The 24,120-nt window shown below is 69.7% G+C and carries 23 protein-coding genes and 1 pseudogene; 8 read left to right on the plus strand and 16 right to left on the minus strand.

Going from position 1 to position 24,120, the window contains the following annotated elements:
* Positions 1-66: 66 nt before the first annotated feature.
* Positions 67-507: pseudogene (locus KR541_RS31375) on the minus strand (helix-turn-helix domain-containing protein); the annotation flags it as partial.
* Positions 452-1,189, minus strand: a complete 738-nt coding sequence (locus KR541_RS31380) for an NAD-dependent epimerase/dehydratase family protein (protein ID WP_252996702.1) — start codon at positions 1,187-1,189, stop codon at positions 452-454. The gene KR541_RS31380 and the pseudogene KR541_RS31375, both read right to left, overlap by 56 nt.
* Before the next feature lie 23 nt (positions 1,190-1,212).
* Between KR541_RS31380 and KR541_RS31385 the strand changes: the two genes are divergently transcribed.
* The 3 genes from KR541_RS31385 to KR541_RS31395 all read left to right on the plus strand — a co-directional run bounded on the left by KR541_RS31385 (position 1,213) and on the right by KR541_RS31395 (position 3,321).
* Positions 1,213-1,515 (plus strand): hypothetical protein, encoded by a 303-nt coding sequence (locus KR541_RS31385; protein WP_150123313.1) that lies wholly within the window; start codon positions 1,213-1,215, stop codon positions 1,513-1,515.
* Between the two features lie 269 nt (positions 1,516-1,784).
* Positions 1,785-2,036 (plus strand): hypothetical protein, encoded by a 252-nt coding sequence (locus tag KR541_RS31390; RefSeq protein ID WP_089490112.1) that lies wholly within the window; start codon positions 1,785-1,787, stop codon positions 2,034-2,036.
* 193 nt (positions 2,037-2,229) lie between these two features.
* Positions 2,230-3,321 (plus strand): helix-turn-helix transcriptional regulator, encoded by a 1,092-nt coding sequence (locus KR541_RS31395; protein WP_050013594.1) that lies wholly within the window; start codon positions 2,230-2,232, stop codon positions 3,319-3,321.
* A 35-nt stretch (positions 3,322-3,356) separates the two neighbouring features.
* Here the strand turns inward: KR541_RS31395 and KR541_RS31400 are convergent, their stop codons facing one another.
* Positions 3,357-3,551, minus strand: a complete 195-nt coding sequence (locus tag KR541_RS31400; RefSeq protein ID WP_050013593.1) for a hypothetical protein — start codon at positions 3,549-3,551, stop codon at positions 3,357-3,359.
* A 456-nt stretch (positions 3,552-4,007) separates the two neighbouring features.
* Between KR541_RS31400 and KR541_RS31405 the strand changes: the two genes are divergently transcribed.
* From KR541_RS31405 to KR541_RS31425, 5 genes are all read left to right on the plus strand, one after another.
* On the plus strand, positions 4,008-4,994 hold the full coding sequence (locus tag KR541_RS31405) for a TRAP transporter substrate-binding protein (RefSeq protein WP_050013592.1): 987 nt from the start codon (positions 4,008-4,010) through the stop codon (positions 4,992-4,994).
* Positions 4,991-5,569: a TRAP transporter small permease gene (locus KR541_RS31410; protein WP_216090043.1), complete on the plus strand. Its 579-nt coding sequence runs from the start codon at positions 4,991-4,993 to the stop codon at positions 5,567-5,569. Before KR541_RS31405 ends, KR541_RS31410 begins: the two co-directional genes overlap by 4 nt.
* Before the next feature lie 4 nt (positions 5,570-5,573).
* On the plus strand, positions 5,574-6,926 hold the full coding sequence (locus KR541_RS31415) for a TRAP transporter large permease (RefSeq protein WP_006481162.1): 1,353 nt from the start codon (positions 5,574-5,576) through the stop codon (positions 6,924-6,926).
* Positions 6,927-7,020: 94 nt separating this feature from the next.
* A complete protein-coding gene (locus tag KR541_RS31420; protein ID WP_050013590.1) occupies positions 7,021-8,112 on the plus strand; it encodes a lactonase family protein in 1,092 nt (363 codons plus the stop codon).
* Between the two features lie 182 nt (positions 8,113-8,294).
* A complete protein-coding gene (locus KR541_RS31425) occupies positions 8,295-9,854 on the plus strand; it encodes a methyl-accepting chemotaxis protein (RefSeq protein ID WP_050013589.1) in 1,560 nt (519 codons plus the stop codon).
* 168 nt (positions 9,855-10,022) lie between these two features.
* Here KR541_RS31425 and KR541_RS31430 read toward each other — a convergent pair whose 3' ends face one another.
* The 13 genes from KR541_RS31430 to KR541_RS31490 are packed head-to-tail and all read right to left on the minus strand — an operon-like array spanning position 10,023 to position 24,120.
* Positions 10,023-10,274: a hypothetical protein gene (locus KR541_RS31430; protein WP_176015874.1), complete on the minus strand. Its 252-nt coding sequence runs from the start codon at positions 10,272-10,274 to the stop codon at positions 10,023-10,025.
* A gap of 32 nt (positions 10,275-10,306) precedes the next feature.
* Entirely contained in the window at positions 10,307-11,725 is a 1,419-nt protein-coding gene (locus KR541_RS31435; protein ID WP_089490108.1) for an FAD-binding oxidoreductase, read from the minus strand.
* Positions 11,726-11,727: 2 nt separating this feature from the next.
* The gene (locus KR541_RS31440; RefSeq protein WP_124555100.1) at positions 11,728-12,270 is read right to left on the minus strand and encodes a permease; all 543 of its coding nucleotides are present in this window, start codon (positions 12,268-12,270) and stop codon (positions 11,728-11,730) included.
* A gap of 37 nt (positions 12,271-12,307) precedes the next feature.
* Positions 12,308-13,387: an ABC transporter permease gene (locus KR541_RS31445; RefSeq protein ID WP_124555099.1), complete on the minus strand. Its 1,080-nt coding sequence runs from the start codon at positions 13,385-13,387 to the stop codon at positions 12,308-12,310.
* Positions 13,380-14,393 (minus strand): ATP-binding cassette domain-containing protein, encoded by a 1,014-nt coding sequence (locus KR541_RS31450; protein WP_050013653.1) that lies wholly within the window; start codon positions 14,391-14,393, stop codon positions 13,380-13,382. The genes KR541_RS31445 and KR541_RS31450 overlap by 8 nt, the downstream gene beginning before the upstream one ends.
* Positions 14,394-14,404: 11 nt before the next feature.
* Complete coding sequence (locus tag KR541_RS31455) at positions 14,405-15,478, minus strand: TauD/TfdA family dioxygenase (protein WP_050013584.1); 1,074 nt, start codon at positions 15,476-15,478, stop codon at positions 14,405-14,407.
* Between the two features lie 3 nt (positions 15,479-15,481).
* A complete protein-coding gene (locus KR541_RS31460; protein ID WP_050013583.1) occupies positions 15,482-16,144 on the minus strand; it encodes a class I SAM-dependent methyltransferase in 663 nt (220 codons plus the stop codon).
* Positions 16,145-16,172: 28 nt separating this feature from the next.
* Complete coding sequence (locus KR541_RS31465; RefSeq protein ID WP_216090044.1) at positions 16,173-17,420, minus strand: citrate/2-methylcitrate synthase; 1,248 nt, start codon at positions 17,418-17,420, stop codon at positions 16,173-16,175.
* Between the two features lies 1 nt (position 17,421).
* Positions 17,422-19,272, minus strand: coding sequence for an acyl-CoA dehydrogenase family protein (locus KR541_RS31470; RefSeq protein ID WP_176015876.1), 1,851 nt, complete (start codon positions 19,270-19,272; stop codon positions 17,422-17,424).
* Positions 19,272-20,366 (minus strand): hypothetical protein, encoded by a 1,095-nt coding sequence (locus KR541_RS31475; RefSeq protein ID WP_050013580.1) that lies wholly within the window; start codon positions 20,364-20,366, stop codon positions 19,272-19,274. The genes KR541_RS31470 and KR541_RS31475 overlap by 1 nt, the downstream gene beginning before the upstream one ends.
* Positions 20,363-21,952: an acyl-CoA ligase (AMP-forming), exosortase A system-associated gene (locus KR541_RS31480; RefSeq protein ID WP_050013579.1), complete on the minus strand. Its 1,590-nt coding sequence runs from the start codon at positions 21,950-21,952 to the stop codon at positions 20,363-20,365. The genes KR541_RS31475 and KR541_RS31480 overlap by 4 nt, the downstream gene beginning before the upstream one ends.
* 16 nt (positions 21,953-21,968) lie before the next feature.
* Entirely contained in the window at positions 21,969-23,141 is a 1,173-nt protein-coding gene (locus tag KR541_RS31485; RefSeq protein ID WP_204384742.1) for a PLP-dependent decarboxylase, read from the minus strand.
* Complete coding sequence (locus tag KR541_RS31490; RefSeq protein ID WP_050013577.1) at positions 23,131-24,120, minus strand: beta-ketoacyl-[acyl-carrier-protein] synthase family protein; 990 nt, start codon at positions 24,118-24,120, stop codon at positions 23,131-23,133. The genes KR541_RS31485 and KR541_RS31490 overlap by 11 nt, the downstream gene beginning before the upstream one ends.

Genomic DNA, 24,120 nt, shown 5'->3' on the forward strand with positions numbered 1-24,120 from the left:
CCTGCGCGAGCGGGCGGCGTCGGGCGTCATCCCGGTCCATTCGTTGAATGCGCGGAAGAACGAATTCGGATCCTGGTAACCGAGCAGGAGCGCGATCTGACTGTAGGGCAGGTCCGAGCGATCGAGGGGATGCCACGCGAGCTTCTCGCGGACTTCCGCCAGCAGGGTTTTGAAGTTCGCGCCTTCGTCGCCGAGCCGCCGCTGCAGCGTCCGCTTGCTGATCGCAAGCGTTTGCGCGACGCCGTCCGCGGTGGCTGGGGGCTGACGTCGCGCGGCAGCGTGACGGCGCGCGCCGACAGCTCGGTGCGGGTCGCCAGTCGCGCGAGTTTCACGAAGAAGCCGGGTTCGGCCGCGACCAGCGTGCCGGGCGGCGGGATGTCGCGCTCGAGGAAATCGACGGCGAGAGTCAGCGCGTCGGCCTCGTGCGACACGCGCAACCGGACCGGGCCGATCAGCGGCTTGAACTGGCCGATGCGCCGGAGCGCGATCTCCAGGTTCGGGCTGCACAACGCGGCGAACAGCGGCGGATCGTGCCGTTGCCCATTTGCCGCACGATCTCGAAGCTCTCCGACGTCGCGTACGGATTGATACCCGGCCCGATCACGAGCGACGGATTGATGGTCACGAGATCCCGGCGTTGCTGCGGGCGGGCAATCTTCCACGCTTCGCGCTCGGCAACGGTCTTCGAATACGAATAGGGCTGATGGGTCGGCGACGAGCTGGTGTTCCAGACCGCTTCGGTGAACACACCATCGGGCGTCGCGGCGAGATCGGCATTGTCGCCGTAGATCGCCGCGCAACTGCGGGTCAGCACGACGCGCCGCACCGACGGCGTGCGGTTTGCCGTCTCGAGCACGTTGCGCGTGCCGAGCAGCGCCGGATCGACCAGCGCCTTCTTCGGATCGCGAACGGTGACGGTGAACGGCGACGCGGTGTGGAACACGGTCCCGCAACCCGCCATCGCGTCCGCGTACGACCCGGGTTCGAGCAGGTCCGCGCGGAAATAGCGGATCGTGCCGGGCTTGCCGGCCGCGATGCGCTGGAGGTGCGCGAGCTTGTCCGGGCTGTCGGGGTCGCGGACGGCCGCATGGACCGTCAGGCCGGCTTCGAGCAGCCGCTGCACGAGCCGGCCCGCGACGTACCCGGTCGCGCCGGTGACCATGACGGGAAGGTCGGTATCGATATTCATGAAGGGATTCCGTTGCAGAGGGGATGCGCCATTTGCGCGCCGCTTCACTCGCAAAGCGCGCCAATCGACATGCAGGGGGCGACAGGCGGCGCGAGACTGGCACACCGTGCCCGGCTTCCAGTCGAAGGGGCTACGACTGGAACGACGATGCCGTGCGTTGGAACATCGCAACGCGTGCGACGAAGCCGCACGTCGCTGCCTGCGGCCGATTCGTCAGACGTGAAAGCGCACGCTTCGCCGGAATGCTCGCCGTCGTGCTGCTGCGCAACGAGCCGCCGCGCCAGCCGGCCGTTTTTACCCCGTCCTTTCCGGAAGTCATCGCCTGACCCATATCAACCGGCATCCCCAGTTTTGGGGATGCCGGCGCCGAACGGTGCGCCTACGATGGTCAACGGGGCATCGCGACCGGATGTCGCCAGGACAATCGGACAGGCCTGTCGTTCCTTTGTCGATCGCTGTGTGCGTCCGCACAATCGATTGACATGATCGGCGCGTACGCTGATGCGCAACGTATGCGGCGCGTCGTCGGCGCCGCGGACGATCGCGGGTGGGTGACGGAAGGCCTGATGTCGTATTTCGGGGAATTTCAATCGATATGCTCGCACGAGACTATGTGGAACGTGAGCTCTCTCACATCCAGAGAATGGTGGCGCTGCTGGACAGCGAGACGGCCGTCGTCGATGTGTCGATGTCGGGCGCGGGGCGCGTCCGGCATCCGAGATACTGGCGCGGGCGTATCGAGGAACTGCTGTCGACACCCGACGTGCCGCGTCACGTCAGAAAGCTGAGCGAAGCGGTGCTCGCGAAGATCGACGAGATGGAAGCGCGGTTCACCGCGATGAAGTAAGTGCCTCGTCGGACCGGGCGGCCAAACGCGTTCCCGTCGCGTCGCCCGGTCGAAAACGAGCGTTACGTCTGACGAGAACCGGTAATAAGCGTGGTATTTCGATCAAACCTGCATCGGCAATTTGAACAATGAGGCCGATTGAGTAAGATGCCCGAACGGCGTTCGATAAAAACGCACGGCACGGGGTGGCCAGATGCAGATGAACGGGGTGGTTCCATCGACATGGATCGATGACGTCTACGCTGCGGCGCTGGGCGACCAGCGATGGGAAGCGGTGCTGGACGGGCTGCGTTTGTCCGTCGGCGTCCGCATGGCGACGCTGCTGTCGTTCGACGACGCGGCGCGGCTGCCGGCGATCGAGCGGGCGGCCGGCGACGATCCGTCATGGGTCGCCGCGTGCCACCGCCGCTACAACACCGAGTTCTACCTGTACGACCCGGTCGTGCCGGTTGCCGCCGACTGGCAGGCAGGGCGCTGGTTCGAGGACGTCAGGCACTTGTCGGTGCGGCAGCGCACACATGGCGTGTTCTATCGGGAATTCCTGCAGCCGTTCGGGCTTGGCAGCATCTCGGGCCTGTACATCCATCGCGGCGAGGGCGCCAGCGCTTTCCTCAGCGTACAGAGCGGCCTCGAATCGCAAGGGCTGTCCGACGAGCAGCGCCGCACCATCGAAATCATGGGCGCCCACATCAGCCGTGCACTGCGCATCCACGCACGCATCGGCGAGCTCGAAGCGCGCGTGGCCGCCGCGGAATCGGCGCTCGACGCGGTGCCCGTGCCGGTATTCCTGCTCGGCGCGCAGCGCGAGCTGCGCTATACGAACCGCGCGGCCGAGCAGCTGATCGCCGCCGAACCCGCGCTGCGGATCCTGAACGGCCGTTTCGCGCCGGAAGGCTGCGTCGACGATGCGCAATGGCGGCATGCATTCGCACGCGGCGGGCTGTTGCTGCGTCGTGCGACCGGCGAGCCGCTGCCGCTTGCGTTGATCCCCGTTCCCGAACAGTCGCGCCTCGCGCGCGAACGGCCCGGCGTCGCGGCGCTGATGACGGCCGCCGACCTGCGTTCGCCATCGGCGCGCGCGCAGCGCTTGCGGGTGTTCTACGGGCTGTCGTCGGCGGAAGCCGATCTCGCCGTGCTGCTGTGCTGCGACGGGCGCTCGCCGCAGGAATGCGCGGCGCTGCGCGGCGTGTCGATCGGCACGGTCCGCGCGCAGATCAAGTCGATCTACACGAAGACCGACGTGGCGCGCGCCGCGCAGCTGACGTCGCTGGTCATGCAGACCTGAGCGATCGATGCGCGCGGGCGCGCCTGCGTTTTTACCTATCCGCCGCCGATTCCCTGCAGGATCTTGCCGGTCCCGCCGCAGACGGTGCACGCCTGTCCCTCCACCATGCCGGTGCCGCGGCAGACGCGGCACGTGTCCTCGCCGATGCCCGGCGCGTCGGCAGGGCCTTCGTCGCCGGCGTTCGGTGGGGTAGCCGGGTCGGGCGGCGCTGATCGCTTCGTGATCGACATGACTGGCTCCTTTCGCGTTTCACGCGGTGGCGGCGCGCATCGCGCGTGCCTGTCAGGCGGCGCGCCCGTCGACCACGGATCGATCGCGCGGGTTATCGCGGCGGCGCGGCAATATTGTTGTCAGTCATCACATGACAACAATGAATGAAGCGAAAGAAGGCCGTCAGGCGGGTGGAAACTGCGACGTCGACGGCCAATCCGCTCGCCGAGCGTTTCCGGAAAACGTTTCGCAAAAAAGTACGAAAACGGAGCATCCAGCTTTCGGATTGCCCCGTAAGCGCTTGATGACAGACGTTATAGGGGTATGCACCAAGTGAGTTAAACGATTAACCGACGTACATTCGCTCCACACGTCATACGACGTATGACTCTGCGGTTCGGGGAAGCGCGTCGGGGAAGTCCGCGCGGGCCGCCGGATCGCCGCACAACAACGATCGACCATCCAGGAGACTCACCATGAAGCACCGATTCACCGGCTCCCGTACCGCCCTGGCCGTTGCCTTGATGGCCGGCTTCGCGCTGTCCGCGCAGGCGCGTGTGTTCCGCTCGGCGGACGTGCACGGCGACAATTTTCCGACCAACATGGCCGTGAAGTTCATGGGCGACGCGCTGTCGAAGCAGACGGGCGGCAAGGACTCGATCAAGGTGTTCGGCAACAGCGCGCTCGGCTCCGAGAAGGACACGGTCGACCAGGTGCGGATCGGCGCGATCGACATGGCGCGCGTGAACGGCGCGTCGTTCAACGAGATCGTGCCGGAATCGCTGATCCCGTCGTTCCCGTTCCTGTTCCGCGACGTCGACCATTTCCGCAAGGCGATGTACGGCCCGGCCGGCCAGAAGATCCTCGATGCGTTTACCGCGAAGGGGATGATCGCGCTGACGTTCTACGAGAGCGGCGCGCGCTCGATCTACGCGAAGCGCCCGGTGCGCTCGCCGGCCGACATGAAGGGGCTGAAGGTGCGCGTGCAACCGTCGGACCTGATGGTCGACGAGATCCGCGCGATGGGCGGCACGCCGACGCCGATGCCGTTCGCCGAGGTATACACGGGCCTGAAGACGGGCCTCGTCGATGCGGCGGAAAACAACCTGCCGTCGTACGAGGAAACCAAGCACTACGAAGTGGCGCCCGATTACTCGGAAACGCAGCATGCGATGACGCCGGAAGTGCTGGTGTTCTCGAAGAAGATCTGGGACACGCTGTCGCCGCAGGAGCAGGCGGCGATCCGGAAGGCGGCGGCCGATTCGGTGCCGTACTACCAGAAGCTGTGGACCGCGCGCGAGGCGTCCGCGCAGCAGCTGGTGACGAAGGGCGGCGCGAAGATCCTGCCGGCCGCGCAGATCGACCGCGCGGCATTCGTGAAGGCGATGCAGCCGCTGTGGACCAAGTATGAAAAGACGCCGCAGATGAAGCAGATCGTCGACGAGATCGAGGCCACCAAGTGACGCGTCGCACTTCGCTGAATGGCGCCGCGACCGTGGGCTCGCCGGACGCGGCGGCCGCCGACGGCGCGACGCCGTGCCGGCCGCACGCGGCCGCGCCGCGGCTGCGCTGCGTGAACGACGTGCTGTTCCGCGTGCTGGCCGTGATCGCGTCCGCGTGCCTCGCGGTGCTCACGGTGCTGGTGTTCTACGCGGTCGTGATGCGCTACGTGTTCGAGAACGCGCCGGATTTCGTCGAGCCGATCGCGCTGCTGCTCGTGATCGTGATCGCGATGTTCGGCGCCGCGATGAAGGTGCGCGACGGCGGCCACATCGGCCTCGATTCGCTGGTGCGCCGGCTGTCGCCGAAGGCGCGCACGGTCGTCATCGCGATCCAGCACCTGAGCCTGATCGCGTTCGCGATCATGATCATGATCGGCTGCGGCAGCATGGCCGCCGAGACGATGGGCGACCGCATCCCGATCATCGGGCTGCCCGAAGGCGTGCGCTACCTGATCACGATGCCCGCGGCGGTTGCGATCATCTTCTTCTCGCTCGAGCACCTGCTCGCGCTTCGTCGTTCTTCGTGGGGACAATAACGCCATGGAACTCGCGATCCTGTCCGTCAGTTTTCTGATATTCCTCGTGCTCGGCGTGCCCGTGTCGTTCGCGCTCGGCATTGCGTGCGTGCTGACCTACATGGTCGAGGGCCTGCCGATCGCGACCGCGATGCAGGCGATGATCTCTGGGATGAACGCGTTCTCGTTCCTCGCGGTGCCGTTCTTCATCTTCTCCGGCGAGCTGATGCTGCATGGCGGCATCGCGGACCGGATCCTGCGCTTCGCGCAGGCGACCGTCGGCCACTTCCGCGGCGGCCTCGGGATGGCGAACGTCGTCGCGTGCACGCTGTTCGGCGGCGTGTCGGGCTCGCCGACCGCCGATACGTCGGCGATGGGCGGCGTGGTGATTCCGCTGATGAAGCGCGAAGGCTACAGCGCCGCGTATGCCGTGAATGTGACCACGCACGCATCGCTCGCCGGCGCGCTGATGCCGACGTCGACCAACATGATCATCTACGCGTTCGCCGCGCAGGGCATCACCGGGATGCTGCACGGCCAGCCGGTGAGCGGCGTGTCGATCGGCGACCTGCTGTTCTCGGGGCTCCTGCCGGTGTTGTGGGTGATGGGCTTCGTGCTCGCCGCCGCGTACTGGCAGGCCGTGCGTCACGGCTATCCGCGCCGCGAGGACGGCTCGTCCGCGCTGCCGCGGTTTCCCGGCTGGTATGCGGTGCTGCGCAGCTTCGTCGGCGCGGTGCCCGGGCTGATGGTGATCGCGATCATCCTCGTGTGCGTCGCGAAGGGCATCGCCACCGCGACCGAAGCGGCCGCGATCGCCGTCGTGTACTCGCTCGTACTGACCGCGGTGGTCTACCGCACGCTGACGGCCGAGAAGCTGCGCCGCGCGCTGTCGCATGCGGCGCGCACGACGGGTGTCGTGCTGCTGCTGATCGCGGTGTCCAACATGCTGCGCTTCCAGATGTCGTACCTGGAGATTCCCGATGCGATCGAAGGGCTGCTGAAGCAGTCGACCGCGGCGCCGTGGCTGATGCTGCTGTACATCAACATCATCCAGGTGTTCCTCGGCACGTTCGTCGACATGGCCGCGCACATCCTGATCACGACGCCGCTGTTCCTGCCGATCGCGATGGCGTGCGGCGTCGGGCCGGTGCAGTTCGGGATCATGCTGCTGCTGAACTGCTCGCTCGGCCTCGTGCATCCGCCGATCGGGTCGGTGCAGTTCGTCGGCTGCGCGATCGGCAACGTGTCGATCGGCGAGACGACGAAGATGGCGTGGCCGTACTACCTCGCGATCTTCAGTGCGATCAACATCGTCACGTACATGCCGTTCTTCTCGACGTGGCTGCCGAGCCTGATCAGCGGGCACGCGGTGTTCTGACCGGATGTTTCGCCGTTCGCGGCGCCGGACGACCGAGGTGGTCCGGCGCCGCGTTCGCATCCGCGGTTTTATTTCTTCACTTCACGCCCCTCCCATGAAAACGACTTTCCTGCGGCGCGCCGTTGCGGCGGCTGCGTTGACGATGGCCGCGTCGCTCGCGCACGCGGCGACGTATGCGTACGTGTCGAACAGCGACAGCCGCGACATCTCGGTGTTCGGCGTCGATACGTCGAACGGTGCGCTGACCGCGATCGAGACGGTGCCGGTCGGCGGCACCGTGATGCCGATGGCGCTGTCGCCCGATCATCGGCGCCTGTACGCGGCATTGCGCTCGACGCCGTATCGCGTCGTCAGCTTCGCGATCAATCCGCTCGACGGGCGGCTGATCGAGCTGGGCCGCGCGCCGCTCGCGGAGAGCATGGCGTACGTGTCGACCGATGCGTCGGGCCGCTACCTGTTCTCGGCGTCGTACGGCGGCAACCTGCTCGCGGTGAACCGGATCGGCGCGGACGGCGTCGCGGGCGACGTGCAGCAGACGGTGAAGACCGGCCCGATGGCGCACGCGATCCGCCAGTCGCCGGACGGCCGCTATGCGTTCGCGTCGGTGCTCGGCGCCGATGCGTGGCTGCGTTTGCCGTTCGATGCGTCGACGGGAACGCTGACCGACGATACGACGCCCGCGTACCGGCTGCCCGACAAATCGGGCCCGCGCCATTTCGTGTTCTCGTCGAATGGGCGCTTCGCTTACCTGATCGACGAACTCGACGGCAAGCTGCACGTGCTCGCGCTGTCGCGCGGCGGCGCCGACGCGCGGCCGATCCAGACCGTGTCGATCCTGCCGCCGGATTTCCATGGCGACAAGCCGTGGGGCGCTGACTTGCATCTCACGCCCGACGGCAAATTCCTGTATGCATCGGAGCGCACGTCGAGCACGCTCGCCGCGTATCGCGTCGACGCGAAGTCGGGCAGGCTCGCGCGGATCGGCACGTTCGCGACCGAGCGGCAGCCGCGCGGCTTCGCGATCGATCCGTCGGGCAAGTATCTGCTCGCCGCGGGGCAACTGTCGCCGACGCTGGCCGTGTACCGGATCGATCGCGATACCGGGCATCTCGACGCGATCGGCAAGTATCCGGTCGGCAAGGGCGCAAACTGGATCGAGATCGTCACGTACGACGGGACGAACTGATTCGGCGGGCGGCGCAACGGGCGGCGTCGATCGCGTGCCGCTTGTTGCGCGAACCGGATGCACACGCACGCGCGCGCTTGCGCGCGCCGCACGATCGCGCGGCGAAATTCCGGTCAATCGGCTCAAGTTGGCGTAATTGCCGTCGTTAACCGACAAGGGATAACTTCGGGAGTCGATTCGCCATGCGTGATCTGAAAGTGAAAAGCAGTTTGCTCGCCGTACTCGCTGCATTTGCCGCGATGATCGTCGTCGGCGGCATCGTCGGGATCGTCGCGCTCGGCGGCGCGAACACGAACGCGAAGCGCCTGCACGAAATCGCGGCGCAGACGTCGCTCGTCAACGACGCCTACAAGGACAGCACGCGTACGCGCTCGGCGCTCGTCCGCGCGTATTCGGCGCTGAAGGAGCACGACGATCCGGCCCAGCGCGACTCGGCGCTGCAAAGCGCGCAACGCACGTTCGACCTGTCCGCGAAGGAAACGCAGGCGTTCAAGGATGCCGCGCCGGTCGGCAGCCTCGGCGCGGACCTGAAGCAGGCGCTCGTCGAGTCGTCGACGCATCTCGCGAGCGTGCTCGCGCGGGCGGCCGATGCGCTGCGCAACGGCGACACCGCCGCGTATGCGGCGATCAACGACAAGGAAATCACGCTCGCCGGCCAGGTGTATTCGGCGAACGTCGAGAAATTCCAGCGCACCGCCAACCAACTGGCGGAAGACACGATCGACGCCGACAACGCCGCCTATACGCGCATCATCGCGATGGTCGGGATCGGCGTCGCGCTGGCGCTCGCGCTGATCGTCGCGACGCACTTCGCGCTGCGCGCGATCGTGTCGCGGCCGCTCGCGAACGCGGCCGCGCTGCTCGACCGCATCGCGTCGAACGACCTGACCGTGACGGTGCCCGATGCCGGCGGCAACGAAATCGGCCAGTTGTTCGCGGCGATGAAGCGGATGCAGGCGGGGCTCGCGGCGACCGTCACCGGCATGCGCGACAGCAGCGATGCGATTCATACGGCCGCACGCGAGATCGCGGCCGGCAACCTCGACCTGTCGAGCCGTACCGAGCAGCAGTCGGCGTCGCTCGAGGAAACGGCCGCGAGCATGGAGCAACTGACGTCGACGGTGCGCCAGAACGCGGACAATGCGCAGCAGGCGAGCACGCTCGCGGCCAGCGCGGCGGACCTCGCGCAGCACGGCGGCGAACTGGTCGGCCGCGCGGTCGACATGATGGGCGTGATCAACACGAGCTCGCAGAAGATCGCGGAAATCACCGGAATGATCGACGGGATCGCCTTCCAGACCAATATCCTCGCGCTCAACGCGGCGGTCGAATCGGCACGGGCGGGCGAACACGGGCGCGGCTTCGCGGTCGTCGCCGGCGAGGTGCGCACGCTCGCGCAACGCAGCGCGGGCGCCGCGCGCGAGATCCGGCAGCTGATCGGCGCGTCGATCGACGACGTGCGCGACGGCAATGCGCTCGTGACGCAGGCAGGGCACGCGATGGAAGAGATCGTGTCGTCGGTGCGGCGCGTGGCGACGATCATGACCGAGATCACGACGGCCACCGTCGAGCAGAGCGCGGGCATCGACCAGGTCGGGCAGGCCGTTACGCAGATGGACCAGATGACGCAGCAGAACGCCGCGCTGGTCGAACAGGCCAGTGCGGCCGCGACGGCGCTCGAGCAGCAGGCCGGTTCGATGCAGGTCGCGATGTCGGTCTTCCGGGTCGCGCGGGCGGGGTGAGCCGTCGGCCGAAGCTGCCGTGTTCGGCATGCCGCGCGAAGCGTTGCGGTCACCGGAGTCGGCACCGGTAGCCGCCGTCCCACTTGTATCGACATCGACATCGACATCGACTACGACGACCGCGCGCGGCCGTTCGTCACGGCCGCACGGAGCGACGCGAACGCTCACCTAACCCTGCGGTGCATCCCGCTCGGCGTCGCCATCCGATGCGTGATCGCCCGACCGATCGTTGCGCCAGTGCGCAAGCTCGCGCCACAGCGCCGGCCGCGCATGGTCACGCGGCGGCAATTCAATGACATACGCGACGCCGCGCACGTTGACCATCGCACCGGAGTCGGGCAGCGTGGAAATGCCCGCGGACGACGGATCGTCGTCCGGCTCGACGGCGACGGCGGGGCTGGGCGGGCGGGGCGACATCATACGAATTCTCCGTGGGGTGTCGAAGCGGTGCATCAGTAACGGACCCGCCCGACCAGGCCGAGCGGATCGATCGCGTGCTGGACGGCGCCCGCGAGTTGCCGTTGCGCGGCCGGCACGTGCTTGCGGTAGTACGCGATATTGACCGGCCCGACGCCATGCTCCGCGCTGAAGCAGCCGCCTGCCTGCACGACGCGGTCGTACAGCGCGCCGCGCAGCGCCACTTGCTGCAGCGGCCCGTAGCGTTGCGCCGCGGTAGGCGGAATCGACACGACGAGATGGCAGCCGCCGTCGCCGAAATGGCCGAACGCATGACAGCGCAGCGCCGGATGCGCGGCGGCGAGCCACTGCTCGGCATCGGCGACGAATCCGGCCAGCGCGCCGCGCGGAAACGACACGTCGAACGACAGCGGCAGGCCGTCCAGCGCGACCGCGGCCGGCAGCGCGTCGCGAATCCGCCAGAACCGTTCGGCCGGCGCGCACGCCGCGTCGAGTACGACGCGTTCGTTCGCGAGCGCATCGAGCGTCGCGACCGTGCGTTCCTCGAGCAGCGCATCGAGCCCCGGCATGCCGGTCGCGATTTCGACGAGCGCGTAGCATCCGGCTTCACCGGGCTCGAACGGCACGCGCAATGCCGGAAACGCCGCGGCGACGCAGCCGACCGTCGCCGCCGACATGAACTCGAACGCGGACACCATCTCGCCGAATGCGCGTTCGAACGCGAGCAGGCCGGCGAGCGCCGCATCGTACGACGCGAACGCGACGAACGCCGCGCACGACGACCGTTCGAGCGGCGCGAGCGCGAACGACACGGCCGTCACGAGCCCGTTCGCACCGTTCGCGCCGATGAAGCATTGCGCGACGTCGAAGCCCGCGTTGCGCTTGCGCAGCGGCGCGAGCGCGTCGATCACGGTGCCGGCTTCGTCCGCCAGCACGACTTCGACGCCGAGCACGTGACGGCGCACATCGCCGTACTTGACCAGGCGGCTGCCGCCCGCGTTCGCGCCGACGAGGCCGCCGGCCGCCGGATCGCTGCCGAGATCGATCGGCACGCAGAGGCCGGCTTCGCCCGCCACGCGATTGAGGTCGGACAGCCGCACGCCGGCGTCGACCGTGATGCTGCGATTGGCCGGATCGAACGCGCGAACGGCGCGCATCCGCTCGAACGACACCACGCATTGCGTGCCGCTGCGATCGGGCACGGCGGCGCCGACGAGCCCGCTGCGTGCGCCCTGGGCGACGAGCGCGATCCGGTGCGCGACGGCGACGCGGGCGAGCGCGCGCACGTCGGCGGTCGATGCCGGCCGCGCGACGCCGAGCGGCACGCCGCCGTGCTGCATGACGTCGGCCGCATACGGCTCGCAGGCCGTGCCTTCGAGCCAGCCGTCGCCGAGCGCCGCGGCGAGCGCGTGCCGTTGCGCGGCGTGTGCCGCGTGTGCGGGCAACGCGTTCATCGTCAGCGTGCTCGCGCGAGCTGCTTGCGCAGCCGGCCGCGCACGACGACGAGCGCGATCAGCGGCACGACGCCGCCCCACAGCGGGCTGTGGCGCATCGCAATCGACACCGCGAGCGCGACGACGGTAACCGCAAGCAGCACGAGCGACAGCGAACGCGTGCGCGCATGGTCGACGAACGTGCCGTCGACGAAGCCGCCGTCCGACCAAGCGGTATGCACGATGCCGACCACCAGCACGCAGACGAGCATCGCGGCCGGCCCGAGTTCCTCGCCCCACAGACGGCTACCTGTCGGCGACACGAGCGCGAGCACCGCGCCGATCACGAGGAACAGGTCGACGCCGATCGCGATGCTGTTGCGCTCCGCGCGGCGCATCAGCCACGCGCCGTGCACGAGCGCGAGCACGCCGCCGATCAGGAACGCATGGGTCCAGCGCAGGTCCGGCTGCTCGGGGCCGAGCCGGCCGTAGAACAGGAACACGATCGCCGGCAGGAAGTTGCTCGCGTGCAGCAGGTAGTCGGTTATGGGATGGTTCGATTTCATCGGTGTCTCTCCTTCGTCGAAACAGCGTGGCGACGCGTCACGCGTCGTGCCAGCGGAACAGCCGCGCGGCGGCGAACAGGAACAGCGCGGTGCACGCGGCCATGCCGAGCAGTTGCGGCGCGAGCTGCGCATACGGCGCGCCGTCGACCAGCGCGCCGCGCAGCGCGACCGCGAACTGGTTGGTCGGCAGGAACGCGAGCCCGGCCTTCAGCCACGCGGGCGCGTCGTGCATCGGAATCGTCAGGTCGCTGAAGAACAGCAGCGGGTAGTAGGTGACGTTGCACGCGAGTTCGGCGGCTGCGAGCGACCGCGTGCGGCTCGCCAGCAGCACGCCGATGCTCAGCACCATCGCCGCGCCGAGCAGCACGATCGGCAACGCGCGCAGCCCGTCCGGCGTCGCGATCGGCAGCGCGATGCCGAACGCGACGCGCGCGACCGTCAGCAGCACGAGCGCCGACAGCGCCATCATCGCCATCCGCGCGACGATCAGCGCGGCGAGGAACACGCCGCGCGACACCGGGAAGCACACGTAGAGCTTGAACGTATTGCGCTCGCGCAGCGCGGCGATCGCGGTGGTCGTCGAATTGAGGCCGATCGCCATGAACGCCATCACCAGGATGCCGGTCGCGAAGAATGCGCCATAGTCGAACGGGCGGCGCGTGGGGGCGGCGTTCTCGAAGCGCGCCTGCGCGGCCGGCAGCCCGAGCTGCTGCGCGGCGCAGCGCGCGAGCGCGATCTCGACGACGCGCGACGCGGCCTTTACCGCGAGCGAGCCGTTGAAGTCGTAGCGGATCGTCGCCGGCGTGCGTTCGTCCGCGCCGAGCACGACGGTCACGCGGTCGGCCGGCGCGCCGCGCCCGCCGAAGGTCGCCTTCACCGTGTCGCTGTGCGACAGGCTGGCGACGATCTGCGCCTGGCACGCCTGGTTGTACGGTGTCGCGCCGCCGGGCAGGTCGAACGCGAGGTCGGCCGTGCCGAGCGAGCCCGAGCCGCCGAACGCGAACAGCATCACGCTCAGCAGGAACACCGGGAACACGAGCGTCCAGAACAGCGACGAGCGACTGCGCAGATAGCCGAGCAGCTCGTTGCGCACGAGGATCAGGAACACCTTAGTCATGGGTCGGGCCCTCGGTGCACAGGCGCAGCAGGTCGCCCGGCGTGCTCGGCGCGAGCGCGAGATGCTGGATGCCCTGTTCGCCGACGATCCGGTGCACGTTCGGATGCAGCGTCGCATCGCCGAACGCCTCGACCACATGCGCGGCCGATACGCGCACGCCGGTCACGCCGGGCAGCGCCGCGAGCCGCTTGCGCAGCGCGCGCGCGTCGGCTTCGTCGCGGCAATGCAGGACCGCGCGCGCATCGCCGACGAGCCTGGCGCGCAGCGTGTCCTGGTCGCCCTGGTAGCGCACGCCGCCGTCGCGCACCCACACGAGATCGTCGACCACGCTCAGCTCTTCGTCGGAATGGCAGATCATCGCGACGCTCGTGCCGCTCGCGCGATGGCGCAGGAGGTCGATCACGACGCCCGCATAGCGGCGGTCGAGCCCCGTGAACGGCTCGTCGAGCACGGCCAGCTCCGGCCGGTGCGCGAGCGCGACGTACAGGTCCACGCGCTGGCGCTGCCCCTTCGACAGCGCGCGGCACGGCTTGTCGAGCAGTTCGGCGATGCCGAGCGCGTCGGTGATCGCCGCATCGGTGTGCGCGTACATTGCGCGGTGCAGCGCGACGATCTCCGACACACGCAGATGGTCCGGATACTCGACCTTCTGCAATTGCGCGCCGAGCCGCCGCAGCGACCGCGAATCGCGCATGAAGCGTTCGGCCGGCACGTCGAGCACGCGCACGTCGCTGCCGCCGCGCCGGAAGCCGAGCAGCGTCTCGAGCAGCGTGGTCTTGCCCGAGCCGTTCGGCCCCACGATCGCGGTGATCGCGCCGAGCCGGAACCGCACGTGGCGCGCGGACAAGCGGAAGTCGCCGGCCGCGACGTCGATCGCGCGTGCGCCGAGCGCCGCGCCCGGCGCATGCGCGTCGGGCAGCGGCGGCGTGCCCGCGCGCTGCGGCCGGTCGAACGCGGCGGGCGGGCCGAACATCGCGCGCACGGACGCAAGAAACGAAACGCTCATCGTCGGCATCCTCAGTCGAACAGCATGACCTGCGTGTCGCGCGCGCCCCGGTACGGGTTGCGGCCGTGCGCGACCAGCATGTTGTCGACGACGAGCACGTCGCCGGCCTGCCACGGGAACGCGCATTCCTCGTCGTCGAGCGCGTCGTAGATTGCCGCCAGATCGTCGAACGGCATCGGCGCGCCGTCGCCGTAGCGGATCTCGTACGGGAACGCAGCGCGCGCGCCGTAGATGCGCTGCAGGTAGCGATAGCTGAGCTCGCCCATCGAACGCGGGTTCGGGTGCTGCGCGCTCGCCTGGTTGAACCACACCGTCTCGCCGGTGCGCGGATGCGTGCGCAGCGCGCTGCCGACGTGCGACACGGTCACGCTGCCGTCGTCGAGCCAGCGGCAGCCGACGCCGCGTTCCGCACACAGCCGTTCGACCTCGTCGCGCGCCGTCGTGCCGAACGCGTCGTCCCACGGCCGGTGGTACGCGGCGAACGGCAGGTTCGGGTTCGCGGCGAGGCCGTCCGCGCGGTCGCCCGGCGCCGCGAAATTGCGCAGATACATCACGCCGCGCTCGGCGAACCGCGCGCGCAGCGCGGCCGGCACGCGCGCGGTCACGCGCCGCATGTCGCAGATCGGCGTTTCGCCGCCCGCGTCGGCCGGTTGCCGGCAGTAGAACGCGACGAGGCGCGGGAACGCGGGCATGTAGGCCATCTCCTGATGCAGCCCGATCCTGAACGGCGGCGGCATGCGGGTCGATTCATAGACCTGGCCGTCGATCTGCCGGCGCGGGGCGGCGCCTGCCGTATAACCGTTCGCGTGCGCCGGATACAGCGCGCCGAGGCGGCCGAACGCGGCGGTGTCGGGCACCGCGAAGCCGCGCCACAGCAGCGCGCCGCATGCATCGAGCAGCGTGTCGATCGTGTCGAGCCGCGAGCGGTACCACGCGACGAACATCTCCGGCGACGTCGCGAGTTCGGCGCTGCGCGGCGTCACGCACAGCGGCAGCGTCGCGCCGGGCGCGACCGGCGCGCACTGCACGTCGTCGGCGCCGAGCCGCACGGCCGCATGCGCGGCGAGGAAGGCGAGATCGGTCATCGCTCAGGCCAGCGCCGGTTTCTTCAGCAGGATTTCGAAGCCCAGCGCGCCGAGCCCCATGCTCGGGCTGTAGATCGACGCAACGGCAGTCAGGCCGGCTTCGGCCACCAGCGCATGCGCTTCGTCGAGCGTGATCTTTTCCTCGACGTGGGTCGGCGGATAGTCGGCGGCCGCGCGCATCTCGGTGAAGCGGTCGAGCAGGTGCTGCGGCGCGTCGCGGCGCATGTCGTGCACGAGCGCGATGCCGCCCGGCTCCAGCACGCGATACATCTCGGTCAGGCTGAGCGCCTTGTCGGGCAGGTGGTGCAGCGTCGCGCGGCCGACCGCCATCGTCAGCGTGCCGTCGTCGAACGGCAGCGCGAGTGCGTCGCCGACGCGCATCTCGATCGTGTCGGCGAGCCCCAGTTCGCGGATGCGCGGGCGGCCTTCGTCGAGCATCGCCGGATCGAGGTCGATGCCGACGTAGCGCCAGCCGCGCATCGCCGGATCGGTCGCGAGCCGCACCGGCACGACGCCGGTGGCCGTGCCGATATCGGCGATCGTGCCGGCCGTCATCCCGCGCGCGAGCTGGCGGATGCGACTGATGAACAGCAGGTCCCACGGTTCGAGCGTTTCGGTGGCGAAGCGATCGTAGTCGTTCGCCGGGCGCAGGTTCTTGAGCAGCATGACGTTCCTTGTGCGAAAGGGTGAGGGTTCACAGCCAGCCGACCGGCACGGCGGCCAGCAGCCGTCGCGCGGTCGCGCTGTTGACGCCGAACGCCGGGCGGCGGCGCCGTTCCACGGCATGCGCGGCCATCGCCGCGATGCGTGCGCCGAGCCCGACGCCGACGCCCCATGACGGCGCGGCGACGCCGAGTTCGAGCAGCGTCGCGGCGGTCAGGAAATCGATGTTCGGCCGCAGCGCGCGGCGCGCGTCGGCCTGCGCGCAGCACGCGTCGAACAGCGTCATGTATCGGCCGTCGAAGCGTGCTTCCGTCAACCGGCCACGTATGTGCGGCGGACGCGGATCGGCGACGAACAGCGGATGGCCGAAGCCGTACAGCGTACGTTTCGCGTCGACCGCCGCGTCGATCGCCGCGCGCCCGGCCGTATCGAGCGCCGCGGCCCGCGCACCGGCGCCGCCCGGCACCGACTGCGCGAGCGCGGCGAGCCACTGCATCGCTTCGAGCGCCGCGCCGACGTGCGACGGCCCGCTCGCGAGAAAGCCGGATGCGACGGCCTGGGTCAGCGTGACGCCGGTGCCGATCGCGACGCGCGGCGCGAGCACGGTCGGCGTGATGTAGCCGAAGCCCGCGTGCCACGCGACGAGCAGCATGTCCATCGCCGCTTGCGCCGGTGCGTCGCGGCGCGTCGCGCCGGTCAGCACGAGCATGCGTTGCGCTTGTGTCTGCGCTGCGTCGAGCGCCGTGCTGCCAGCGCCCGCGCCTGCCGCGAACGGCCGGCCCTCGATCGCCGCATGCAGTAGAAACGGTGCGGCGGCCGCGCATCGCAGCATCGTGTCGAGATCGGCATCGTCCGGCGCCGCGCCATGTACGCGTGCGGTCACGTCGTCGAGGCCGCGCAGCAGGCCGGACGCGGCCGCGAATACCGGCGCAACGCCGGCCGCGCCGAGCTCGGCCGCGACCGACTGCGCGACCGAGCCGGGCGCCAGTGCGTCGGCGAACGCGGCGAGCCGCGCGCCGATCGTCGCCTCGTGCGCGCGATGGTCGGTGCTGCCGGGCGCGACGTCGAACCACAGATGCGCGAGCGCGCCTTCGAACGTCGTCGCGCCGATCAGCGCGTTCAGGTCGAGATCGCGCACGCGCAGCGCTTCGGGGTCGAGCGTCGCGCCGTCGATGTCGGTGCCGCGATGGCGCGTCGCCGGGCGGCCGAGCAGGTTGCGCGGCGCATCGTCGATCGCGGCGATGGTGGCGGAGGTGCCGGAATCGAGCGTCGTGTCCATGTCATTCCACCGCGGCGAGTTCGTCGCTGCTGACGCTGATCGCCGCGTGCGCCATCGCGGCGATCACGGCCGCGTGCTGGTCGACGACGGGCAGCACGTTCGCGAAGTAGTAGCGCGCGCTTTTCAGCTTGCCGCGATAGAACGCGAGTTCGGCCGGCGCGTCGGCCGTTTCCGGCGCATCGAGCCGGCGCGCGGCGATCGTCGCCGATTCGAGCAGCACCCATGCCGACGTGACCACGCCGAACATCTCCAGAAAGCGCGTGTAGAACTGGCTGCTGCGATGCGTATGGCCGTCCTGCACGTCGCGCGCGATGTCGTCGAGCGCGGCGGCGATGCGGTCGGCGCCCGCGCGCAGCGCATCGAACAGCGGCCGCAATTCCACATGCGTGCCGGGTTGATGCTGCTGCGCGAGGAACGCGTCGAGTTCGTCGCGGTAGTACTGGATCAGCCGCGAATGGCGACCGAAGCCGAGCTTGTCGCGCACGAGATCCTGCGCCTGGATGTAGTTCGTGCCTTCCCAGATCGACAGGATCTTCACGTCGCGCGCGTTCTGCTCGACCGGGCTCGCATCGGTATAGCCGAGCCCGCCGTGCACCTGGATCGCCGTTTCGCAGATCCGCCACGCCTGATCGGAGATGAACGCCTTGCAGATCGGCGTCAGCAGCAGTTGCAGCTTGCGATGACGCTCGATCTCGGCCGGGTCGGCGTCCGGCGTCGCCTCGAGCATCGCCGCGCGCGTCGCGGTCGCCGCGAGCTTGCCGAGCAGGCCGCGGCAGCCGTCGACGCGGCTTTTCATGTCGACCAGCATGCGCTGCACGTCCGCGTGCTCGACGATCGCGACGCGTGCCGCGTTCGTGTTCGACGCGCGCTCGATCGGCCGGCCCTGCAGCCGGCGGCCCGCATACTCGACCGCGTGCAGGTACGCGCTCGACGCGACGCCGACGCCGAACATCCCGGTGCTCATCCGCGCCTGGTTCATCAGCGGCATCAGCTGCAGCAGGCCGACGTTGCGGCGGCCGCCGAGCAGCCAGCCTTTCGTCGTGCCGTTCGAGCCGAACACGAGATGGGTGTTCGCGCAGCCCTTCAGCCCCATCTTGCGCGGCAGGCCGATGCAGTCGACGTGGTTCGGCTGCAGCTCGCCGGTCGTTTCGTCGGGCCAGAAGCGCGGCACGACGAGGCACGACAGCGAGAACGAATCCGGCGATGCGGTGTCGACGCGCCCGAGCACGAAGTACAGCGTGTTTTCCGTCAGCTCGTGCATGCCGGCCGAGATATAGACCTTCTCGCCGTCGATCGCGTAGATGTCGCGTTCGAGCGGCGTCGCGCGCAGCGCGACCGCGGTCAGGTCGGTGCCGGCCTGCGGTTCGGTCGCGCAGAAGCACGCATCCCAGCGGTATGCTTCGAGCGGCGCGATCAGCGCCTTCTGGTGCGGCGTGCCGTGCATCTGCAGCAGCTTGACCGCGGGGCGCGTGAAGCCGCCGTACGTCATGAACGACGGATTCGCGCCCATGAACATCTCGTAGATCATCTGCGTGACGATCGGCGGCAGCCCGTGCGCGGTGCCGAACAGCGTGTTCGACCACTCGTCGCGAAAGCGCGCCCACAACGCGTGGAAATGCGAAGGAATCCGTACCTGGCCGTCGTCGAGCAGCGTGCAGCCCTCGACGTCCGCCTGCTGGTAGCTGCGGCCGAGGTCGAGCGCGAAATCGCGTGCGCGTTCGAGGAGCGCATCGATCGACGCGCGATCGTGCGTGCCGTACAGGCCGTGTTCCGACAGGAACCGCTTGTCGGCCTCGAACAGTTCCCACAGAAAGAAGCGCAGCTCGCGCAGGCTGACCTTGTAGGCGCTCATCATGCGTCTCCTTCGATATCGAGTGCGGCGTCGAGCCCGCCGGCCAGGTCGACGACGGCTGCTGCCGCCGCGCCATGCAGCGCTGCATCCCATACGAGCACCGTGCGGCGTTCGCCTTCGTCGAGCGCGCCCGCGAGCCGGATCAGCGCGGCGGCCGATTCGGCCGACGACAGATGGCCCGACCCGTCGTGCTGGATGCGCGCGGGGACCGGAATCGACGCGGCGTCGGCCACGCGCGCCGCGAAGCCGGGATCGAAGCCGGGCGGCACGCACCAGTCGATCTGGTTCGCACGCAGGTTGGCCTGGTCGAGCGCGCGGCGGATCGCGCGCGCGGCGACCGGCGCGAGCGTGTCGCGCAGCGTGGCCGGCGCATCGGCCCACGGATCGGCGATCGACGGCCCGAATTCGAGCGCGACGGACCGCACGCCGCCCCACGCGGCCGGCTCGGGCGACGGGCCTGCGCGCGACACGAGCAGCGCGGCGGCCGCGTCGCCGTAGCCGACCAGGTCGCCGAACTGGCGGAAGAACGGGTAGAGCCACTTGTCGCTGAGGATCACGAGCGCCTGGTCGCCTTCGTCGCGCAGCAGCCCGTCGAGCAGCATCAGCGCCGAATACCAGCCGAGCGTGCCGTTCTGGCCGAGCGCGAACGGCGTCACGCGCTGCAGCCCGAGTTCGTACTGCATGCGGCCGACGACCGAGTCGCCGATGCCTTCGTTGAGCGCGCAACTGGCGACGATCACATGCGTCGTGCGGGCCAGCGCGCCGGAGCCGAGCTGGTCGCGCAGGTCGAGCGCGGCATCGGCGGCGAGATCGGCGAGGCTGCGCCCGGGCGGCGCGACGCGCAGCGCGGGCCGGCCGCCCGGCGCGAGACGCGTGCCTTCGTCGGGCGTCAGCGCGCCCAGGCCGCGCGGCCGCGCAAAGCGCGCCTGCGGCAGCAGCAGGTGCCGGTAGCCGGGATGGCGCTCCTGCGCCTGGATCGCACTGAACACGACGGCGGGCGGCAGCACCACGACGCCGCCGGACAGCGCGAGCATGCCGGGCGCGGCGACGCGCGGCGCGCCGACACAGGTTTCATCGAGCGTCGACAGGGTCATGCGGCGGTCTCCTCGAGGTTCGGGCGCGCGAACGCGTCGCGATACTGCGCTTTCAGCGCCGGTCGGTCGATCTTGCCGTTCGGGTTGCGCGGCAACGCGGGCAGCGGCTCGACGACGAGCGGGTTCATGTAGGTGGGCAGCGCGTCGCGGCATGCGCGGGCGATGTCGGCGCGGCACGCGTCGGCGTCGAGCGTCGACACGACGCACGCGGCGATCGCCTCGCCGAGCGCCGGGTGCGGGACGCCGAATACGGCAGCCTCGCGGATGTGCGGCAGCGCGAACAGCACGTCCTCGACCTCGGTCGGGCTCACGCGATAGCCGGACGTCTTGATCATGTCGTCGCCGCGCGCGACGAAGTACAGGTAGCCGTCCGCGTCGCGCCGCACGATGTCGCCGGACCACACGGCGACGTCCGGGCGCGGGATTTCGCCGTGGCGGCGCGGCAGCGGCCGAAAGCGCTGCGCGGTCAGCTCCGGCCGGTTCCAGTAGCCGAGCGTGACGAACGCGCCGCGATGCACGAGTTCGCCGGGCTCGTCGGCCGCGCATTCGCTGCCGTCCGCGCGCAGCACGAGGATCTCCGCGTTCGGCACGGCCTTGCCGATCGACGTCGGGCGCAGCGCCGCGTCCGCGGGCGGCAGGTAGGTCGAGCGGAACGCTTCGGTCAGCCCGTACATCAGGTACGGCGACGCCTGCGTGAACAGCGCTTGCAGGCGATGCAGCAGCGGCGTCGCGAGATGGCCGCCGGTGTTCGCGAAGCGGCGGACCCGCGTGCGTGTGCTGTCGCTCCAGCCGGCCGACGTCAGCTGCATCCACAGCGGCGGCACGCCGGTGATCGACGTGACGCCGAACGCTTCGCAATGGCGCGGCACTTCGGCCGGCTGCAGGAAGTCGAGCGGCGTATAGCACGCGCCGGACGCGAGCGCGGTCGTCAGCTGGCTCAGGCCCGCGTCGAAGCTGAGCGGCAGCACGCCGAGCACGACGTCGTCTTCGGCGAGCTGCTGGTACGCGGCGACGCTGAACGCGCCCGATACCAGGTTGCGATGCGACACGACGACGCCTTTCGGCTTGCCGGTCGAGCCCGACGTGTAGAGCAGCGCGGCCGGATCGTCGTCGACCGGGCGGCCGAAGGGGGGCGCTGCCGATGCCGACGCCGGCGCGTCGGTGTCGGCCGCTTCGATCGCATCGGCCAATTCCTCGATCAGCAGCGTGCGTTCGCCGACGAGCGCGGCGAGTGTTGGCAGGCGCTTGAGCCGCTGCGCGCCGGTCACGAACAGCGCGGCGCCGCTGTCGGCGACGATGTGTTCGATCTGCGCTTCCTTCAACTGCGGATTGACCGGCACGAAGATCGCGCCGAGTGCGTTGGCCGCGAGCATCGCGACCACGGTTTCGATGCGCTTCGGCGCGTAGATCGCGACGCGTTCGCCGGGTCGCACGCCGCGCGAGGCGAGCGCGGCGGCGGCGCGCCGAACCGCGCGCGCGAGCTGGTCGTAAGTCAGGGTGCCGCCGCCGTCGGCATACGCCGGACGATGCGGCCAGCGCTCGGCGCCGTGTTCGAGCAGGTCGGCGATGCTGATCAATGCGTTCATGATCGGCTCCTCGGGTTCAGGCCGGCCGCACGTACACGTGCGCGGCTTCGTGGGACAGGAAATGCGCCATCGAGTACGTGCGGTGATACGCGCCGCAGCGTTCGAACACCGCGATGTCGCCGACCTGGGGCGGCGCGCCCGTGTCGTCGCGGCCGATCACGTCCGCGCGGCTGCAGGTGCTGCCGACGTAGAGCGTCGGCACGCCACGGGGCGGCGGCGCGGGCGTGCGGCGCACGAGCGACGGCGCGGCCAGGCGGCGCATCATCGTTTCGGTCTGCGCGAGCAGGAACGCATGCGACAGCCCGCCGTCGCAGACCGCGATCGTGCGGTCCTGCCACGTCTTGACCGCGACGACGCGCGTCGCGAACACGCCCGCATCCGCGAAGATCGCGCGGCCCGATTCGTGGGCGAGCGAATACTGGCCGGCGAGCGGCGCGAGCGCGGCGGCATAGCGTTCGAACGCGGCATCGCCCGGATGATCGTCGGCGAAACCGCCGCCGAGGCTCAGCGACGCGAGCGGCGCACCGTTGGCCGGTGCGAGATCGCGCGCCAGCGCCGCGAGCCGTTCGGGCAACACGAGCGTGTCCGGCTGCGTCGGGTCCTGGCGGATGAACGAATGCGGGCCGGAGAACACATGCAGCCCGGCGACGGGCAAGCCGGCGGCCACGAGCGTGCGCACCGCGTCGTGCGCCTCGTTCGGCGTCATCCCGAAGTGGTCGTGCCACAGCGCCCGTGCGTGTTCACCCGCCAGCGCGCCGGCGTTCACGCGCAGCAGCACGGCGCCCGGCGTGCTGCCGCCGGCCGCCGCTTCGCGGGCGAGCGGCACGAAGCGCGCGACCGCGTCCGGGTTGTCGAGCACGAAATGGCAGCGCGACGCGAGCCCCGCGCGCATGAACATCTCGTCCATCGACGGATTGTTCAGGTAGCGCGGCGTCTTGATCCGGCCGATCACCGCGTCGAGTTCGCCGCGGCTCGCGAGTTCGACGCCGTCCTCGTACGCATGCGCGCAACGCGCGAGCATGTCCTGGTTCGGATTCGCCTTCAGCGACACGATCAGCCGCGTGCCGAGCCGCGCCTTCAGCGACCGGTAGCGGGCGATCGCGATCTCGGGCTCGTACACGTAGCACGGCGTGCGCAGATCGGCGATCCACGCCTGATCGGCGGCGGGAAGCGGGCGCTCAGGCGTCATGGCGGCTCACCGGATGGAGCGTGGCGGCCGCATACGCGCCGCAGTTCGACTGCATCACGCCGAGCACGCGCCGGCCGTGCGCGACCGCATCGAGCCCGACGTCGGCCAGGTTGATCGGGAAATCCGAACAGCACGCGTGGCCGCGCGCATGGATGTTGTCCGCATAGAGCCGCTCGGCCGGCACGCGCATCGCGCGGCACAGCGCGCTCCAGCCGGGCAGGTCGGCGTTGTGCGGCAGCACGAGGTCGTATGCGTCGAGCGCATGCGGTTCGAGCGCGACGGCCGCGTCGATCGCACGACGCGTGTACGGCCACTCCATCATGATCAGGTCGGCCTCGTTCGCGGCGACCGTGTCAGACCCGCGATGCCATTTCGCATGCGTTTCGATCGCAATGCCGCCGAGCCGGTTCTTCGTGCTGTTGCGCGCGATCAGCATCGCGGCCGCGCCGTCGCACTGCACGCCCGTCATCTGCCGCATCCGGTAATCCTCGCCGTATACGCGGTCGGACGACACGACGAGCGCCGCGTCGATCTGCGGATGGCGGCGCATCAGCGCGCGCACGGTTTCGATGCCGGCCGCGACCGATACGCAGTTCAGTTGCGCGACGGAGCCGAGCCACAGCGGCTCGATGCCGAAGCGCGCGGCCACTTCGTGCGGCAGGCTGCGCGGCGCGGGCGGCACGCTGAACTGCTGCGTGTGCACATGCACGATCGCGCCGACGTCGGACGGAGGCACGCGCGCGGTATCGAGCAGCCGGCCGACCGCCGCGATCGCGAGATCGGTCTCGCTCGTGTCGAGCGCCATGTGGAAATAGCGGCTGCCCGACTGCGCGATCGCGGCCGCCCGCTGGGCTGGATAGTCGCGTTCGGCGGCCCAGGCTTCGATATCGACGGGCGGGCCCGGCAGCTCGTAGGCCACCGCGTCGATGCCGATCCAGAAGCCGGCGTCGCGGGATGCGGGGGAGGAGGGCATCGTCAT

The sequence above is a fragment of the Burkholderia sola genome (assembly GCF_905400185.1).
In the GTDB taxonomy this organism is placed as follows: Bacteria; Pseudomonadota; Gammaproteobacteria; order Burkholderiales; family Burkholderiaceae; genus Burkholderia; species Burkholderia sola.